Here is an 18,230-nt window from a genome sequence, read left to right as displayed (position 1 = left end):
TGTTTCGAGATGTTTTTTGGAATTAGACAGACCATTTTATTTGAGGAGTTTAGCTTTTTCTTCTGGTGTCATTTTTTTGATGCGTAAAAACGCTTTCGCTATTTTTTCAGTGCGTCCCACTTGAGGTTCTCGCGTCAATAAAAGTTGTGCCATTTTTTCAATTGTTACCGTATCAAAAAGTTCCCGTAATTCTAAATCAATCAAGAATACTTTTCTAATACGAGCATGAACTTGAGCGGCTAATAGAGAATGTCCGCCAAGTTGGAAAAAGTTGTCTATAATTCCCACCCTCTCGACTTGCAGAATTTCTTGCCAAATATAGGTTAATGCTTCTTCGATCGCATTTCTCGGCGCTGTATAATCAACTTGACCATCGAACTGATTTGGTAACGGTAAAGCAAGGCGATCGAGTTTATTATTAGGTGTTAGAGGCATCGCATCTAGAAACACCCAAGAGTCAGGCAGCATATAATCAGGCAGTTTTGCCAATATATATGATTGCAAAGTTTCGAGAGTGGGTTTTTCAGCTTCAGATTTGACAACTAAATATGTAACAAGCTTTTTACCTGCTACAGTATCGTCAATAGCTTGGACAATAGCTTGAGCGATCGCAGGATGAGTTTCTAAAACTGTTTCAATTTCTCCCAGTTCGATGCGGAAACCACGGATTTTCACTTGGTAATCGCTACGTCCCAAAAATTCAATTTCACCATTCGGTAGCCAACGCGCCAAATCACCAGTACGATATAATCGCTCACCGGGATTTGCAGCCAAGGGATTGGGGACAAATCTTTGGGCCGTCAAATCCGGTCTTTGGCGATAACCCCGTGCTAATCCTGCTCCCCCAATCAACAACTCACCTACAATCCCTTCTGGAACGGGATTACCAGCATTATCCCAAATATAAATTGACGTGTTGGCGATTCCCCTACCGATGGAATATGCATCCTGTAGCAGCTTAATTTCTTTGATGGTAGACCAAATTGTGGTTTCCGTCGGCCCGTAAACATTCCACAGATTCACCTTCAAGTTGAGAAGAGAGGCGGCTAAATCAACTGGGATAGCTTCTCCACCACAAAGAACGCGAAAATCATCACTTGGTTGCCAACCAGCAGCCAAGAGCAATCTCCAGGTAGTTGGAGTAGCTTGCATCACCGTGGCTTGGGATGTTTGCAGTAATTGAGCTAACTTAAATCCATCTCTGGTGGTATCCTTGTCAGCTAAGACTAATCTGGCACCGCTAATTAGTGGTAAGAAAAGTTCTAGTCCAGCAATATCAAAAGAAACTGTAGTGACTGCAACCAGAGTATCAGCAGCAGTCAGTCCCAGTTTTTCTTGGAAACTGAACAGGAAATTCACCAGAGATTCATGCTGAATTTGTACTCCCTTGGGTCGTCCAGTAGAACCAGATGTATAAATAACGTAAGCTAAGTGATTGTTACCAACAACGGCAGGTGGTGCTGTATCTGATTGAGTCGAAACCGAATCTAGCAACAGAACCTTTGCAGATGATGCTGGAAGTGCTGACACAATTCGATCTTCAGTGACGATTACAGCCGCGGCGCTGTCTTTTAGCATCCACTCCAGGCGATCGCGGGGGAAGGTAGGATCTAGTGGTACATAAGCCGCACCTGCTTTCATAATTCCCAACAGTGCGATCGGCAAACCTGCATGACGTTCTAAACAAACCGCCACTAAGGTTTCTCGCATCACACCAAGTTGCAGCAGGGCGCGAGCAACTTGATTAGATTTACGTTCTAATTCTGCGTAGGTTAGGGAGGGGAAAACAGCAATTCCATCCGGAGTCTGAGCGGCTTGCTGACTGAATAATTCATATATTGGAGTAATGGGTAATCGGGAATGGGTAACTGGGTGATTTACCTCACCTACTTCGTCTTTCGATAACAGACCAATTTCACCGATGAATTGCGGTTTTTCGGTAACAAAACTGGTTAGTATGTGTGTGAGACGATCTAATATATCTCCTCGCGCTTTTGCACTCCCAATCTGCTCCCCAAAAGCGATTTTCAGCGTCAAATCATCTCCTGGTAAGGCATATAGACTGATCGGGTAATGATTTTTCTCCACAGACTCAACAGCATGGATCGCCAATTCTCCTGGATTTTGACGCAGACTTTCTTCCACTGGGTAATTTTCATAAACCACAATGGATTCAAACAACGGTTCTCCTCTAGGAATGTTACTCCATCCTTGAATATCTACTAAACGAGTGAAGGAATATTCATTAATTGCCGAGAGGCGATCGCGCAATTCTATTAACCACAGCTTCAAGGGTGTGGCTGCATCTAATTTCAGACGCAAAGGCAAGGTGTTAATAAATAGACCCACCATCTCGGCAAAACCTGATAATTCCGTAGTACGTCCGGACACGGTGACACCAAAAACCACATCTTCAGAACCACTATATCGGCTCAAAAGAATGCCCCAAGCAGCTTGCACCAAAGTATTTAATGTTACTTGATTTTTCTGGGCAAATATTTGGAGTTGGGTGTAAATTTCTTTGGGAATAGTAGTTTGTAAGGTTTGGTAATCATCAGGGGAGGATTTTTTAATACCCAAAGTAGTTGCTTCTTGCAAACCGCTTAATTCTTTGCGCCAGAAAGATTCTGCCAAACCAGATTCTTGTTTGTGCAACCAAGCAATAAAGTCTCGGTAAATGGGTGGTTGTGGTAAATTCGGGCGTTCTGTTTTAGCTTGGTAAAATGCGATCGCATCCCGGAAAACCAGCGGTAATGACCAACCATCTAAAAGTAAATGATGGTGAGTCCAGAGAAATTGCCATTTCTGTTCTTGGGTTCTCACTAAAGTCATCCGCATCAGTGGGGCTATTTCTGTTGACAAGCTTTGCTGGCGGTCTGTTGTTAACAAATTTGACCATTTTCTTGCTACTTCATCAATATCGCATTCGCGCCAATCTTCGCAGACAAAGGGCAAATTAACTTGGCGGTGAATGCGTTGCAACGGTCGGGGTAAATCGCGCCAGACAAAGGAAGCACGTAAACTAGGATGGCGGTTAATACAAGATTCCCAAGCCTTTTTAAAACTTTCTGCGTTCAGAAATCCCTCAATTTCACCACTCACCTGTTGCAGGTAAATATCTTTTTGTGATTCATAATTTGCATGAAAAAGTATTCCTTCCTGAACAGGGGACAGAGGATAAATATCTTCCACATCAGTAGTTCCCGCCAAAGCAATAACCAGTTGTTCGGAATTCAGGTTAGCGAGGGGAAAATCAGCAGGTGTTAAACTGTATTCTTGATGGCGGCTACTTGCTAACAAAGTCTGTAAATGTTTGGAGAAATTATCTGCTAAACGGCGAATCGTTTCTTCTCGATGTAAAGCTTTGCTAAAACCAAACCGCATTTGGAGTTTGCCGTTAGCAATTAAACTAGTAATTTCTAGTTGAAAAGCACGCCTATTTTTTGGGTGTCGAGATAATCCGACATCTTCGCTAGCTGGGGTAAAGGGTGCTGCTTGGGAAAGGTTTTCATCAAATTGTCCCAAATAGTTAAACAGAATGCCTTGGGGAATTGACGGTAAGATAGACGCGAATTCGGATTTTTGAGAGAGGATACCGTAAGTAAAGCCATTATTTGGCAAGTTCCGCAACTGTTCTTTGACGCTTTCTAAATTGCTGAATTTGCTCTTTTGAGTTTTCTCTAGTTTGCAGGGGAAAAGAGATGTAAACCAGCCCACAGCATCAGAGACATCAATAGCAGTAGAATCGCTTTCCCGTCCGTGACTTTCTAGGGCAATTAATATTTTTGATTCACCTGTCCATTCTGTTACCACTTCTAAAATAACTGCCAGCAAAACTTCCTGAATCCTAACTTTGTGAGTACGTGGCAATTCATAAAGGAGACTATCAGTTTCATCTTCGCTGAAATTGCATTCTATTTGGGTAGCAGAAATTTCTGTGTTATCTGCTATGCCATCAGGAAAATCAAGAGGTAATTCGGAATTAGAAACTTGTTGTGTTTTCCAGAAAGCTACTTCTTCTTCCCAATCAGAATTTTCAGTCAGAGTGTGTAGATGGTGAGTCCATTGAGGGAAACCGACACTATGAGCAGATAAAGAAATTTCCTGTTCCGTTTGCAAGGCATTACAAGCTATAGCTAAATCTTGCAAAATGACGCGCCAAGAAACACCATCAACAATGAGGTGATGAATAATTAGTAATAGCTTATCAGATATATTTTCGTCAGTCTGGAAGTAGACAGCACGAAATAGAGGGCCATTTTCTAAATTAAGTTGAGCCTGAAATTCAGAGGTGATTGTTTGTAGTTTTTCTGATAGTTCTACGTTGGAAGTACCTTTCAGGTCAACAATATCAAAATTGAAAATATGACTATCATCGTCTAACCATTGTATCCATCCAGCTTCAGTTTGGCAAAATCGCAGGCGAAAAGCTGGGTGAATGGTAGCAATATGACTTAAAGCAGTTTGAAATTGTGATGCATTATATTCCGGTTTGACATCCAAGAAAAGCGCCTGATTCCAGTGTTCAGGATGACGTAGTGATTGCTGGAAAAACCATTGTTGGATCGGAGTTTGTGGAACTGCACTGCCGACAGGAATTGAGAAAGAATTTGGGAATTTTGCTGTGGTTTTAATATAAGGTGTCAGTGCTGTCACTTGGGAATTTTTAAACAAATCTTGCGGCGTGAAATAAAGTCCAACTTCCCGGGCTTTAGCAATAATTTGCAGCGCCAGAATTGAATCTCCTCCTAGTTCAAAGAAGTCATCTTTAATCCCCACACGGGATACTTGTAGTACTTGCTGCCAAAGTTTAGTTAAAATCTCTTCAGTTTTGGTTTGTGGGGCAATGTATTGCTCACGAGTAACTGTATTTTCATCTTGAGGAGCGGGTAAGGCGTTGAGGTTAATTTTCCCATTTGGTAGTAAAGGCCAAGCATCGAGACTAACAAACACCGAAGGAATCATATAATCAGGGAGCAGCGCAGATAATTGCGATCGCAAAACTGTTTGCCAGGATGTCGGCGGTGTTTTCAGTTCCAAATAAGCAATTAGTCGATTGGGTTTACCAGGAGTAGCAATAGCTTTAATCACAGCCCGAACTATCCAAGCTTGTTTTTCTAAAGCTGCCACAATCTCGCCAGTTTCGATGCGGAAACCTCGAATCTTGACTTGTTGATCTGCACGTCCGAGAAACTCAATCCTACCATCAGGTAAATAGCGGGCGCGATCGCCTGTGCGATACATCCGACTGCCCGCATTTTCAACAAATGGATCGGGTAAAAAGCTTTCGGCAGTTATTCTTGGAGCATTCCAGTAACCACGAGCTAATTGAGAGCCAGCCACAAATAATTCACCTGGTGTACCAATAGGCACAGGTTGCAGATGAGAATTTAGGATATATAAACGAGTGTTAGTGACTGGTTTGCCAATGGGAATAACGTCGGTAATTTCGTTTTCTTTACAACGATGGAAAGCAACATCAATAGTTGTTTCCGCTGGCCCATAAAGATTCACCAATCTAGAGAAGTTAGATGCAACATCTCTAAACTTATCCCACACCCGTGTTTTTAGTGGTTCACCACCGCTGAAAACTAAACGCAGACATGAACATTCAGAAAATCCCGGTTCACCAACAAGCATTTCTAAAAGACTCGGCACTAATTGCAGCAAAGTCACATTTTCTTGCTGAATAGTTTTGACTAAGTACGCCGGATCTTGATGACCTCCTGGCTTCGCCATTACGAGTTTAGCTCCTACCATCAAAGGTGTCCAAAATTCCCACACCGAAGCATCAAAGCTAAATGGTGTCTTTTGCAACACTACATCGTCACAATTCACTCCAAAAGTCTTTAAAAACCAAGCCTGATGCTGGGCTAAAGCCTGATGGGAAATCGCAATACCTTTTGGTCGTCCAGTGGAACCAGATGTAAATATGATATAGGCGATATTATCAGCCAAAACCGGAATTTGTAAATCTTCAACAGATTGAACTGCAATTTCTTCGCTATAAATATCAACACAGATAACTTGACAAGAATCAGCCAAAAAATTGGTTGTACTCTCGTTTTTCTGCGGTTCGTTTTTCCCATTCCAGATTTCTAAATCAGAACGAGACAGCAGCAAACTAACATTAGCATCCTCCAACATCGACTGAATGCGGACAGCCGGATAATCAGGGTCAATTGGTACATAACAACCACCTGCTTTCAGAACCGCCAATATAGAGCAAACCATGTCTAAAGAACGTTCCAAACAAATACCTACAGGCTGTTCTGCACTAATACCCAACTTAACCAAAAATCGCGCCAACTGATTGGCTTTTTGGTTTAATTGGGCATATGTCCAACTTTCTCCCTGACAAATAACAGCGATAGAATCGGGATTTTCTGCGGCTTGTTGGGTGAAAATTTCATGTATTGGGGATTGGAAATTGGGAATTGAGAATTGGGCATTAGGAATTGGACTATCTATGACCAATTCACGATCGGCCTGTGGATTTGCAATTAGTGCCTCTAAACTTCTTTGACAATAGTTAGCAATGTTCTTGATTTGCTCATCATCAAATTTTTGCCGATCGTAGGTGATATTAAATGAGAGAAGTCCCGCAGCTACTTCCTCACTCCAACTGACAGCAAAAGGAATATTTGTTTCATCCAATGATTCTGACTGGATTAATTCCACTTTCTGCCAACTTAGCAGTCCTTGGTAAATGTGGAAATGAACAAAATTAAAAGAAGTTTCATATAAAGGTTGATTTTCATTTAACCTTTGCAGTTCTGCCAAAGGAAAACGACGATTTGGCATTAACTCTTGTTCAGCACGCCAAGTTTTTGCAATCAAGTCAACCCAAGAACCTCTCGCTAATGATAAGCGTAATGGCAATGTATTTAAGAATAATCCTAAAACGCGATCGCTGTCATTTTCTGTCGGCCTCCCATTGCTCACCAATCCAGTAACCACTTCTGTGTCGCCAGAGTAAAAACCAATAACTTGGAGATGAACTGCTAGTAATAACGTTTTCAGAGTCACACCCAATTGCTTAGATAAAGCTTTTAAACTGTGGGAAATTGTCTCTGATAAAGTTAGATCAAATTTCCCCATTTTTGGTTCTAGGGAAACCACATCCGGCCAGCGTGGTAGTCTAGTGAAGGGAATTTGTGCCAGTTTATTTTGCCAAAATTCTTGCTGATTACTATCAGCCAAAGCTTGTTTTTCTAAGGTGATAAATCTAGAGTATTTTAAAGCTGGTGGAGGTGGTAGTGCAGGCACACCCCGATCGAGTAGATGCAGGTATAAGCCTGTTAATTCTGATAGAAAGTTAGCTAAACTCCATCCATCCATGATGGCATGATGCAAAGTCAAAGATGCTTGTATCACATTTTCATCCAGCAGGTGAATATGAAAACGCATTAATGGCGCACTCTTGTAATCGAAGCGATTCTCCCGTTCTGTGCCAATAAATATTTTTAGATAATCATCTTGTGCTGATGGTGATAAATTAGTTAAATCCTCAAAAATAACTTTGGCAGATACTTCTTTGACAACTGCCTGAATCGGTTGACTAAATTCAGCTAAATAAAATGCCGTCCGTAATATCTGATGTCTGGCAAACATTTGGGTATAAGCTGCTTCCCAAACTTGGAGATCAAAAGGTATACGAATTCGGAAACTGAAAACATCATGGTAAGTTGTAGAACTTTGTGAATATTCACCATGAAAGAGCATTCCTGCTTGCAGTTGCGCCAAAGGATAGGCATCTTCAGCCCAATTTTGGAGCTTTTCTCTATCTGCTAGTGAAATTAAGGCGAAGGGTTCTTCATCAATTTTATTGCTGTCTACTACTTCCGATTGTACCAACAATCTGGCTAAATCTGATAGCACAGGATGAGCAAAAATTTGCTCTATTTTTAAGTTTAATCCCTGAGTTTGGGCGAGAGAAACAACGCGAATACTGCGGATAGAATCGCCACCCAAAACAAAATAATTATCAAATCGTCCGACGCGATTTACACTTAAAACTTGTTGCCAGATGTCAGCTAAAATTTCCTCAATGGGTGTAGCGGGAGGAACAAAGGCAACTTCGAGATTTTCCCGTTTAATTTCTGGTGCGGGTAGCGCTTTGCGATCGATTTTGCCGTTGGCTGTCAGTGGTAATCGCTCCAGATAAACAATCTGCGACGGGATCGTGTAATCTGGCAAATGCTGCTGCAAATAATTTCGCAGCGTTTCAATGGTTGGTTGCTTCCCAGGAGTACAAACTACATAAGCAATTAAGCGTTGTTGATTGCTTTGAGCTTCCAAATGAACTAAAACAATAGTTTCCTGGACATCAGGGAACTGGGAAATAACGGCTTCGATTTCGCCAATTTCAATTCGGAAGCCGCGAATTTTGACTTGGTAATCTATGCGTCCGAGATATTCCAAATCGCCGTTAGGGAGAAAGCGCCCCAAATCACCAGTACGATACAACCGCGATAGTGAATCTACTGAGAAGGTATCCTCAACAAACCTTTCTGCGGTTAGTTCTGGTCGGTTAAGATAACCACGCGCCACTCCAGCACCGCCAACATAAATTTCACCAATCACTCCGGTTGGTAGGGGATTACCATTAGAATCTAAGATATAGAGACTTAAATCGGGGATTGGTTGACCAATTAAACTACCAGATGAGTCGTCTACATCTTTTTTGCTAATAGGTCTATAAGTAACGTGGACTGTTGTCTCTGTAATCCCGTACATATTCACCAAGCGCGTCTGATTTTCTCCATGACGTTCAAACCAGGGACGCAGACTTGGTAGATTCAGGGCTTCGCCGCCAAAAATGATGTACCGTAGGGGCGAGGTTCTCTCACCCGATTCTGCTGCTAGTAATTGAGCAAAAGCTGAGGGAGTTTGATTCAAAACAGTAACTTGCTCATTGTCAAGTAGCTGAAGGAAGCTTTCGGGGTTACGGCTGACGCAATAAGGAACGATTACCAGTCGTCCGCCATAAAGCAAAGCTCCCCAAATCTCCCAAACGGAAAAATCGAAGGCGAAGGAATGGAAGAATGTCCAAACATCCTGCTCGTTGAATTCAAACCAGTGCTGGGTGCTGCAAAATAGTCGGGTAACGTTGTGCTGGGTGACTAACACGCCTTTGGGTTTTCCTGTTGAACCAGATGTGTAGATAATATAAGCCCCTGAATCTGGGTCAAGGCTATCTTCTATCAAAGGTTCATTGCTTTGAGTTAAATAGGGCGCATCTTCTCCATCCAGACAAATTTTCAGTATGGATTCTGGAAGTTGGCGACTGATGGTAGTTGTGGTGAGAATTAGTTCCGCTTCACAGTCAGAAATGGTAAACTCGATGCGATCGCCAGGATAAGTCGGATCGACAGGAACATAAACACCCCCTGCCTTAACTACACTCAACATGGCTATTATCAGTTCTGGAGAGCGCTCAAGGCAAATCACCACGCGTTTATCTGAACCAATACCTTGCTTTTGCAGATATCGAGCAATATGGTTAGAACGGCGGTCTAGTTCTTCATAAGTAAAGCTTTGATTCTCAAATGTTAGAGCAATGCGGTTTGGATATTTGCTTACAGTTTCTGCAAACACTTCCCTGATGGTAATTGGTGATTCGTAATTGGTAGTTCGCCTATTATCAATTACCGATTCCTCATGACCAATTAGTGTTAAAGACTGCAAAGGCGCTTGGGCATTATTTGCCATATTGAATAGTAAATGGCAGAATTGCTCTAGCAATAATTCCATAGCCACCGCATCAAAGCGACTCGCATTGTAGCTTAATTTTAGTGAGAGTTCATCCCCCGGAACAACTACTAGGGTCAAGGGATAATGGGTAGTTTCAAAAAAAGACGATTCAGGAACATTCAACCCAAAATCAGCAGATTTTAACGATTTATCAGCCGGAAAATTTTCAAAAGCTAGCAAACTTTCAAACAGTGGTTGTCCTCGTGGAACATCACTCCATCCTTGGATATCTGATAGGCTGGAATGTTCAAACTGACGCATTAAGGCTGTGCGTGCTTGCAGGTTTTGCAACCAAGAATCAAGGGTTTGTTCTCCAGATATCAAGACGCGAAACGGCAAAGTATTAATAAAAGGCCCAATCATCCCTTCTACTTCTGGTAGTTCTGGGGGGCGTCCCGCTACTGTAATTCCATAAACTATGTCTGTGTTGCGGCTATAACGATTAAGTAATATCGCCCAAGCTCCCTGAATCACGGTGTTGAGGGTGACGCTACAATTTCGGGCTAATTTCTGCAATAAAGCCGTATTTTCGGGCGATAATTGATGTTTGATTTCTCCATTCTTAAAAGTACTACCTAGCTTGGTTTTGGACATGATTAATAAGGGAGTAGCACTTTCAAAGCCACCCATATATTCACGCCAAAATGATTCACCCTCTTGGGGATTTTTCTGTTTTAACCAAGCTATAAAATCACCATACGGACGCACGCTTGGTAGAGAAACTTCTACATTTTCTTTAGCTGCTTTATGCAACATCAAGAATTCACGTAGTAGTATCGGCCAAGACCAACCATCCAAAATTATATGGTGGTGACTCCAGACTAAATCCCAGCAGTCTTCACCTAGACGAATTAAGGTTACTCGCATCAAAGGCGGACGATTAAGAATAAATCCTTGTCGTCTATCTGCTTGGAGAAATTCTCTTACTCGGTTTTTTTGCGTGGAGTTTCTCAAACCACGCCAATCTTCTTCTGCTATTTTAAATACGAGATTGCGAAATACAACTTGTACGGGTTCGGTTTGCCCTTTGGTGATAATCGCAGTCCGTAAAATTGAATGGCGCTCAACTAAACTTTGCCATGCTTGGCGCACTGCAATTACAGAAACATCTCCTTCTAAACGGCAATGAAATTGCTCAAAATAAACGCCAGATTCTGGTTCGTATAAGGAATGAAATAATAGTCCTTTCTGTAAGGGAGTGAGGGGGAAAATATCTTCTATTTTATCTTTTAAACTCATATACAAATACACCTTGAATTTACTTGAAATAAACTGATGGCTAAAACAGTAAATATTTAACAAGTTTTCTCAAAAATTAATCAAAATATATTTACAAAGGCGATGATTTACTTCCGTATAACCTGCATTTACTCTTACATAACTTATATAGAAGTATTTTTGCCCAGCTTATGCACTAAGAGGCTGTTTGAAAAGTTGGAGAGATCTCTAACTATCTAATTGGTATACAAAGCAGGTAAGCTGATATTACACCTACCAGCAGTAAAAAAAACGCTATTTTCAGCTTACTACCTGTCCCTTTCCTGATCCCGAACTCAGGTTACAATATAAAACTTAAGAAAAGTGTCAAATCTGAATTCCTGTTTTCTGGTCTAGTTTTTTAAAGGCGATCGTATGGTGGCGGATATGATCTTCAATAAAACTGGCGATGAAATAATAACTGTGGTCATAGCCTTCTTGGTAACGCAAGTTTAGCGGCTGGTTAACATCTGTACAAACTTGCTTAAACACCTCTGGCAGTAACTGTTTAGCTAAAAATTGATCGCAAGTCCCTTGATCGATAAGAATTGAACTGTGATAACCTACTTGCTTGACTAATTCACTAGCATCATAAGCACGCCAATTTTCTTGATTGCTGCCAAGATAACCACCCAAAGCCTTTTGACCCCAAGGACAACGCATAGGTGCAGTAATCGGTGCAAAAGCTGATACTGATTTGTAGAGTTCTGGGTTTCTCATTGCACAGACAAGTGCCCCATGTCCTCCCATCGAATGACCGAAAATACCTTGTTTATCAGGTTGGGTGGGGAAATTTGCAGTAATTAAAGCAGGTAATTCCTGGACGATATAACTATACATTTGGTAGTTTTGTCGCCACGGTTCTTCTGTAGCATCAACATAAAAACCTGCACCAGTGCCAAAGTCCCAGTCATCATCCTCACCTGCAATGCCAGTATTACGCGGACTGGTATCTGGTGCAACCAATATCAAACCGTACTCAGCAGCAAAGCGCTGCACTCCTCCCGCCTTCGCCATAAAATTCTCTTCCGTGCAAGTTAATCCAGAGAGGAAATAAAGAATCGGTACAGGAAATGAGATTGCTTGTGGTGGTTGATAGATGGTAAAGCGCATTTGGGCGTTACAAGTGGAGGAGTGATGACTGTAGAAACCGAGTTTGCCACCAAAGCTTTTATATTCTGAAATGAGGTTGAGGTTAGCCATTAGTTATATTCTTTTTCCTGAGCGGCTGCGGAGAATGGTTATTTTAGCGTAGTAGTTCGCTTTCATGACGAAAGCGGGGAGAAGGGGAATGGGGAAGGTGGGGTCCCCTCTGGGGATAAGGGGCGGAGGTAAAGGTCTAGAATTTTCTCTTCCCCTTTAACATGCACCCCAACCGGAAAGCAAAAGTTACTTTTGCCAACCAAGATGTCTTTTGAACTAGGCAATCCCGATGCCGCCTGTTACACCATAAACTTCTCCGGTGATGTAGCTGCCTTCTTGGGAAGCAAGCAACACATACACAGGAGCAATTTCCACAGGTTGCCCAGGTCTTCCGAGCGGAACTTCAGAACCAAATTTCTCGATCTTCTCCTGGGTCTGACCACCACTCGGCTGTAGCGGAGTCCAGAATGGACCGGGTGCGACTGCATTAACGCGCACTCCCTTCTCGATCATCTGTTTAGCGAGAGATTTGCTGAAATTCTCAATGCCGGCTTTGGTCATCGCATAGTCAAGCAGACTCGCTGAAGGTTGATATGCCTGAATCGAAGTGGTGTTAATAATTGATGCTCCGGGTTTAAGATGTGGAACGGCAGCTTTGGTAATCCAAAATAGCGCGTAGAGGTTTGTCTTCATCACTTTATCGAAATGCTCAGTCGTGATGTCGCTAATTGATGGGTAAGATGTCTGTGCGCCAGCATTGTTCACCAGAATATCTAAACCGTTCAAAGATTGCACTGCATCTGTCACCAGCTTTTGGCAAAAATGCTCGTCGGTGATGTCACCCGGAAGCGCAACTGCTTTGCGCCCTGATTGTTCAATCAATTGGATCACCTCTATTGCATCAGCCTCTTCGCTCTTAAGATAGCCGATAGCGACATCAGCACCTTCTCGCGCAAATGCGATCGCAACAGCACGCCCGATACCAGAATCTGCTCCGGTGACTAATGCCTTCCGACCTGCAAGCTTTCCACATCCAATGTAGCTCTGCTCACCGTGATCCGGTTGGGGCTGCATCTTTTGAGTAAGTCCTGGTACGGACTGCGGTTGTTGAGGAAAGGGCGGAGCGGGATATTGCTGCCGGGGGTCTTGCATCTCTAATCGATCGTCTTTCATCACTTAGTTGTTTTGATAGTTTTTGCAATTCAAGACTCAAGTATCAAGTATTGAGGAGAACGATTCCTCACCCTTTGAGCAGAATAATGTTCCATAGTATGTAAGACTTAAGCGCGGGCTAATTGATGCGCTTGTATTTGTTATCAGGCAATAAGACATCGTATACAAAAAAGCCCAGTCATCTCATAACTGGGCTTTTAGCTATCTCAATCAATCATTGTCGGTAGAGAAGTTTCAGACTATGCAGCAGGAAGTTCAAGATTAACCTTGACAACTTTGTTCTTTTCTTGCTCAGTTTTAGGCAGGAAAAATCGGGATAAGCGCTCTTCCATCACTCTAAGCAGAGTAAAATAGAGAATCCTCATATTCATAGTAGTCTGGAACAACCATGAGAGTGATGGAAGAGCGCTAAGGAGCTTGGCTAAACCGTAAATTTATTGAAGCTTTGACCTTTAGCCAAGGCTAGAAGTTCACACTACAGGATGTGTTACAGACCTGCGTACCTAAGTTAAATTAGAAGTATGCTGACCTATCAACCCTACTAAAAGGTGCTAATCCGATTAGCTGGAGACTTAAGCGGCTGGGATCGCCCTTAGACTTAGATTATATGAGCTTCTTCAATGTGAATTACCAGCCAAATGTAGAACTTCTGGGAGCCAACAACGTCAAGCTGGAGTTAACTGGACGCACAGCCTCGACGCAGGTTCAAATCAACAATCCGATCTTGAGGAAAGTTAAGAGAAGCTTCAGAGCTTTTGAGCCTGCTGAATCTTCAATACAAGAAACAGACCGCATCTTCCTCAATCTGGAAAATGTCAGCGCGGCTCATGACGCTATTGTACTTGATATTTACATCAATCTGCCTGATGGTGCTAACCCAGATGATTATCCTCAACTGTACGCTGGAAGTGTCTCATTTTTCGGAGTGAGTAACGCATTACGCAGTAACGAGCAGCATGGAGGAAAAGGAGTCACTAAAGTCTTAGAAATCACTGATATTATTGATACGCTCTATTTTTCACAAGGACTTGATGTATCAAATCTGAAGGTCGATTTTTTCTCACGCAATACACTTACGCCAAACTACAACGTAACCGTGGAGAGGGTGAGTATTTATCGACAAGGGCAATAAGAAAATCCAACTAAAAAATATTCTATCATTTTCTAATTTCTTAGGCAGCGAATAGAGAGAGTGTCAATTTATGGGGTTTTATTGCCTCAATTAGAGCCTTAACCCACTTTATAGAATTTGAAAATATTCCTTAGTGAGAAAATATTTTTCAGTTAACAGCCCTATTTAGTAAAGTTTTGGGTTCCTCAAATTCCACATTTTTTTGCTTTTACTTGTGTTTCTTACAAATTGTATAAAATCACACTTAAAGTTATTTTTACTTAACTTTAAATATTAAGAAAAAAAGAAATATATTGTCTGTTTAAGCACACTCTTGTAATGTGGTGTTAAGAGGGTGTTAGAAAGGGAATCAGAAGTTAAATTTAATGCCAAATGCTTGAGTAAAATAGCAATCCTGGCAGAGTAAAAAACATTAGAGAGCGATTTTTACTCGACAGATCGCTTTTCAAATATCATCTTCTACTGTACTGATAGAGTCAAGTAGGATCTGCAACCTACAAGAATTATCCACAGTAAAAGTAATGCAATCTTTCCGATCAAATTATGGGATACGTAGATTGCTTTATATTATCTTGGCTATTTGTAATTGGTTTAGAAAGTGGGGAAATACGCAGATTAAGTTCTGGCTTTATCCCTACCAAAAGTCAATCAATCTGAAAGAGGAGCGTTATGGTTTTTGTTAGGAAAAGCGTCTGGGCGAATGGCGGAGATTTTAACAATCAGCCTCTGTACTGGTATGCCAAAGGTGTTGGTGTGCTTAAGACTAGACCCATCAACGATCCAACCAGCTGGCAGTTTCTGGCCGCCATTCATGGCTTCGAGAGCAACAAATGGAAGAATAATGGCTACCTGAATGATAGCGATCGGCTACCGGAACAGTCGGTGCGAGACAGTTACTGGACGCAATGTCAGCACGGGAGTTGGTACTTCTTACCTTGGCATCGTGGGTATCTTGCGTCACTAGAAGCGATCGTCCGCGATGCCATTATCAAACTCGGTGGCCCCAATGATTGGGCTTTACCCTACTGGAATTACAGTGATACAAAGAACCTGAATGCACGTAAATTGCCGCCAGCGTTCTCTAATGAAACTTTGCCCGATGGCAGCCCCAATCCCCTTTTCGTGAAACAACGTTATGGGCTTCCCTTCGGCCAGGCCAATTCCCCGATCGTCATACCTCCACAGGATGTTAAACTGAAAAAGACTTTGGTAGAAACCGATTTTACCGGGGTAGAATCAGGTGGCTCACCCGGCTTCGGTGGAGTGAGAACGGCGTTTTCCCATGCAGGCGAGGTTCATGGAGTTCTGGAGAGCCAGCCACACGATGTCATTCATGTTGATATCGGCGGTATACTGGGAGAGTTTGATCCCCAGAGTGAATTTAATAACCTTGGTCTAATGAGTGACCCAGATACAGCAGGTCTTGACCCTATATTTTGGCTGCATCACGCCAATATTGATCGCCTTTGGGAGGTTTGGCTACAGCGTAATCACCGCCATCAAAACCCGACAGAAAGTGCTTGGCTAGATGGTCCGCTAGATCGTGAATTTATCCTACCATTCCCCGATAACCAAAGTTGGAAGTTTACATCAAAGGATGTATTGCAGACCTCAGTGCCCCGTCTCAATTACAATTATGATGATATATCAGACCCCCTAAAAGGTACTACTCGGATTCGTCAGAGACTTGAGCGCCTTGACTCACCGTTAGATACAGAGTCTGTGAAATCCTTCGATGCGGATAACGCTGGAAATGTAGAACTCCTTGCTGCCAACAACGTCAAATTAGATTTATTACAAAAGAGAGCCTCAACCAAGGTTCAAGTAGATAATCCCACATTGAAGAAGATAAAGAGAAGCTTCGCTGCTCTTGAGTCCCGTGGCTCCTCAGATGCTTCAGTACAAGAACCAGATCGCATCTTCCTCAATCTGGAAAATATCCGTGCTGCTCATGACGCTGTTATACTCGATATTTACATCAATTTACCTGATGGTGCTAACCCAGCTGATTATCCTGAACTGTACGCTGGAAGCATTTCATTTTTCGGAGTGAGTAGCGCATCGCGCCGCGACCAACCTCATGGAGGAAAAGGATTGACCAAAGTCCTAGAAATAACTGATATCATCGATGCACTTCATTTTTCACAAGGACTTGATGTATCAAATCTGAAGGTCGAGTTTTTCTCGCGCAATACACTTACGCCCAACGACCAGGTAACGGTGGAGCGAGTGAGTATTTATCGACAGGGGCAATAAGGCGGATAATTTATCATGCGACTAAGCTTGTATCTAATAGTTCTCGCTGAACCTCCGTTTCCACTACTCATCACTATCACCCTTTTAGGTTGGGTGGCGATGTTGGTGCAAGGACACCATTTCGGCATATCAGCCCATTTCATCGCCAGCAAGGGCAACGGATATAGCCCTCTAAATTTCCACTCGTTGACTCTGATGGGGTGGTACTGGCTGATCATGCTAGTCGCCATGATGTCTCCTCTATTAGCCGAGCCAATCCGTCACCTTTGGGTACGCAGCTTGGCTCGACGGCGTTTGAGTGCGGTTATTTTGTTCTTGATTGGCTATGTTTCTATCTGGATGCTGGCAGGTATGGTGTTGATACTAGCTGCCCTCTTGCTTCAGCTGATTACTGATGACAAATGGCTTGTTGCATCTGGACTTACCCTGGTTTTGGTGGTTTTATGGCAGTCCAGCCCGTGGAAGCAGGTTTGCCTAAACCAATGCCATTGGACACCTCGTCTTTCCGTCTTCGGACTGGCAGCAGTTAGAGACTGTCTGCACTATGGAATAGTCAAAGGCTTCTGGTGCATAGGCGCTTGCTGGGCGCTCATGCTCTTACCTCTGACTTCTATCCACGCACACTTGGCTCTGATGGCGACGATAAGCTCGATCATCCTATTTGAGCGCTATCGCCTGCCCCGCCCAGCACGATGGCATATTCCCTTGTGGGCAAAGGCTCTAGAGAAGCTGTCACAACTGAGTACTCAGCATGGCATTAAGGAGCAGATATAGCGTTGACACAAAATTTTGAGAACACCCTCAAAGTAGTTCATTTTCCCTTCCATAGCAATCATTTAAGGTACTTGCAAGTACAGCCCTAGCTGCCGACTCACACACTCTCTTCTGTTGTCTTGAAGAAGCTAAAGACTAATGAATTTCAATTATATATTTACATAGATTTTTATAATAATTCTTCCTTTGTATAAATACAGAATCTAAAAAGTTAACACTAAAGCAAAAGCCTGCTAAAAACTAATAAAAAATGTTCTTAGCTAACTTTTAAAAGTATTTAATTAAAATTATGACAACACAAAACAGCGTTTAAACGGATATTAGCAGTAATAGATTTTCCCGGCGACACGGATAGTACCATCCAGCTGTTGTTGACCCAAAGCTAAAATGATTTTATAAGCCTACACTGTACCCGCTTCGGGTCAGTGTGGGTAGTTTACTCTGATTAATTTGTAACGACAGATAAGACGCTCGTATAATCAGTGTGAGCCAGAAACTTCATAATGAAGCTCCGCAAAGGTATTACCATAGATCTTTACAGATAAAAGTTTTAATGGGGGCGTAACGATTTTACGTGGTAGCAATGATGCTCCGCTACCAAGTGTAACTGACGCAATCTGAACAATTACCTCATCAAGTAGCCCGCGATCGTGAAATTGACCAACCAGGTCTCTACCCCCCATTAGCAGGGTAAGAGCATCTCAACTAGGCTTGACATAAGGGCTGAGAGGAATCTAAT

The 18,230-nt window shown here is 42.5% G+C and carries 7 protein-coding genes; 3 read left to right on the top strand and 4 right to left on the bottom strand.

Features of this window, described 5'->3' with window-relative positions; all coding sequences use genetic code 11:
• Nucleotides 1-36: 36 nt before the first annotated feature.
• The 3 genes from RM368_RS27155 to RM368_RS27145 form a co-directional block, all read right to left on the bottom strand.
• A complete protein-coding gene (locus RM368_RS27155) occupies nt 37-10,995 on the bottom strand; it encodes a non-ribosomal peptide synthetase (RefSeq protein WP_322696928.1) in 10,959 nt (3,652 codons plus the stop codon).
• 345 nt (nt 10,996-11,340) lie between these two features.
• Complete coding sequence (gene fghA, locus RM368_RS27150) at nt 11,341-12,216, bottom strand: S-formylglutathione hydrolase (protein WP_322696927.1); 876 nt, start codon at nt 12,214-12,216, stop codon at nt 11,341-11,343.
• A gap of 216 nt (nt 12,217-12,432) precedes the next feature.
• Nucleotides 12,433-13,329, bottom strand: coding sequence for an SDR family oxidoreductase (locus RM368_RS27145; protein WP_322696926.1), 897 nt, complete (start codon nt 13,327-13,329; stop codon nt 12,433-12,435).
• A 607-nt stretch (nt 13,330-13,936) separates the two neighbouring features.
• Between RM368_RS27145 and RM368_RS27140 the strand changes: the two genes are divergently transcribed.
• The 3 genes from RM368_RS27140 (at nt 13,937) to RM368_RS27130 (ending at nt 17,491) form a co-directional block, all read left to right on the top strand.
• The gene (locus RM368_RS27140; RefSeq protein ID WP_322696925.1) at nt 13,937-14,461 is read left to right on the top strand and encodes a hypothetical protein; all 525 of its coding nucleotides are present in this window, start codon (nt 13,937-13,939) and stop codon (nt 14,459-14,461) included.
• 669 nt (nt 14,462-15,130) lie between these two features.
• Complete coding sequence (locus RM368_RS27135; RefSeq protein ID WP_322696924.1) at nt 15,131-16,717, top strand: tyrosinase family protein; 1,587 nt, start codon at nt 15,131-15,133, stop codon at nt 16,715-16,717.
• Between the two features lie 15 nt (nt 16,718-16,732).
• Nucleotides 16,733-17,491 (top strand): DUF2182 domain-containing protein, encoded by a 759-nt coding sequence (locus tag RM368_RS27130; protein WP_322696923.1) that lies wholly within the window; start codon nt 16,733-16,735, stop codon nt 17,489-17,491.
• Between the two features lie 479 nt (nt 17,492-17,970).
• Here RM368_RS27130 and RM368_RS27125 read toward each other — a convergent pair whose 3' ends face one another.
• On the bottom strand, nt 17,971-18,174 hold the full coding sequence (locus tag RM368_RS27125; RefSeq protein ID WP_322696922.1) for a dihydrofolate reductase family protein: 204 nt from the start codon (nt 18,172-18,174) through the stop codon (nt 17,971-17,973).
• Nucleotides 18,175-18,230: the final 56 nt, after the last annotated feature.

This window comes from Nostoc sp. DedSLP03 (genome assembly GCF_034530815.1).
Classification (GTDB): Bacteria; Cyanobacteriota; Cyanobacteriia; order Cyanobacteriales; family Nostocaceae; genus Nostoc.
This window is presented reverse-complemented; position numbering and strand designations above follow the sequence as displayed.

What these genes read in the sequence shown, in the direction of transcription:
- RM368_RS27155 (WP_322696928.1), bottom strand. Translation starts at nt 10,995, where the DNA reads ATGAGTTTAAAAGATAAAATAGAAGATATTTTCCCCCTCACTCCCTTA.
- fghA (WP_322696927.1), bottom strand. Translation starts at nt 12,216, where the DNA reads ATGGCTAACCTCAACCTCATTTCAGAATATAAAAGCTTTGGTGGCAAA.
- RM368_RS27145 (WP_322696926.1), bottom strand. Translation starts at nt 13,329, where the DNA reads ATGAAAGACGATCGATTAGAGATGCAAGACCCCCGGCAGCAATATCCC.
- RM368_RS27140 (WP_322696925.1), top strand. Translation starts at nt 13,937, where the DNA reads ATGAGCTTCTTCAATGTGAATTACCAGCCAAATGTAGAACTTCTGGGA.
- RM368_RS27135 (WP_322696924.1), top strand. Translation starts at nt 15,131, where the DNA reads ATGGTTTTTGTTAGGAAAAGCGTCTGGGCGAATGGCGGAGATTTTAAC.
- RM368_RS27130 (WP_322696923.1), top strand. Translation starts at nt 16,733, where the DNA reads ATGCGACTAAGCTTGTATCTAATAGTTCTCGCTGAACCTCCGTTTCCA.
- RM368_RS27125 (WP_322696922.1), bottom strand. Translation starts at nt 18,174, where the DNA reads ATGGGGGGTAGAGACCTGGTTGGTCAATTTCACGATCGCGGGCTACTT.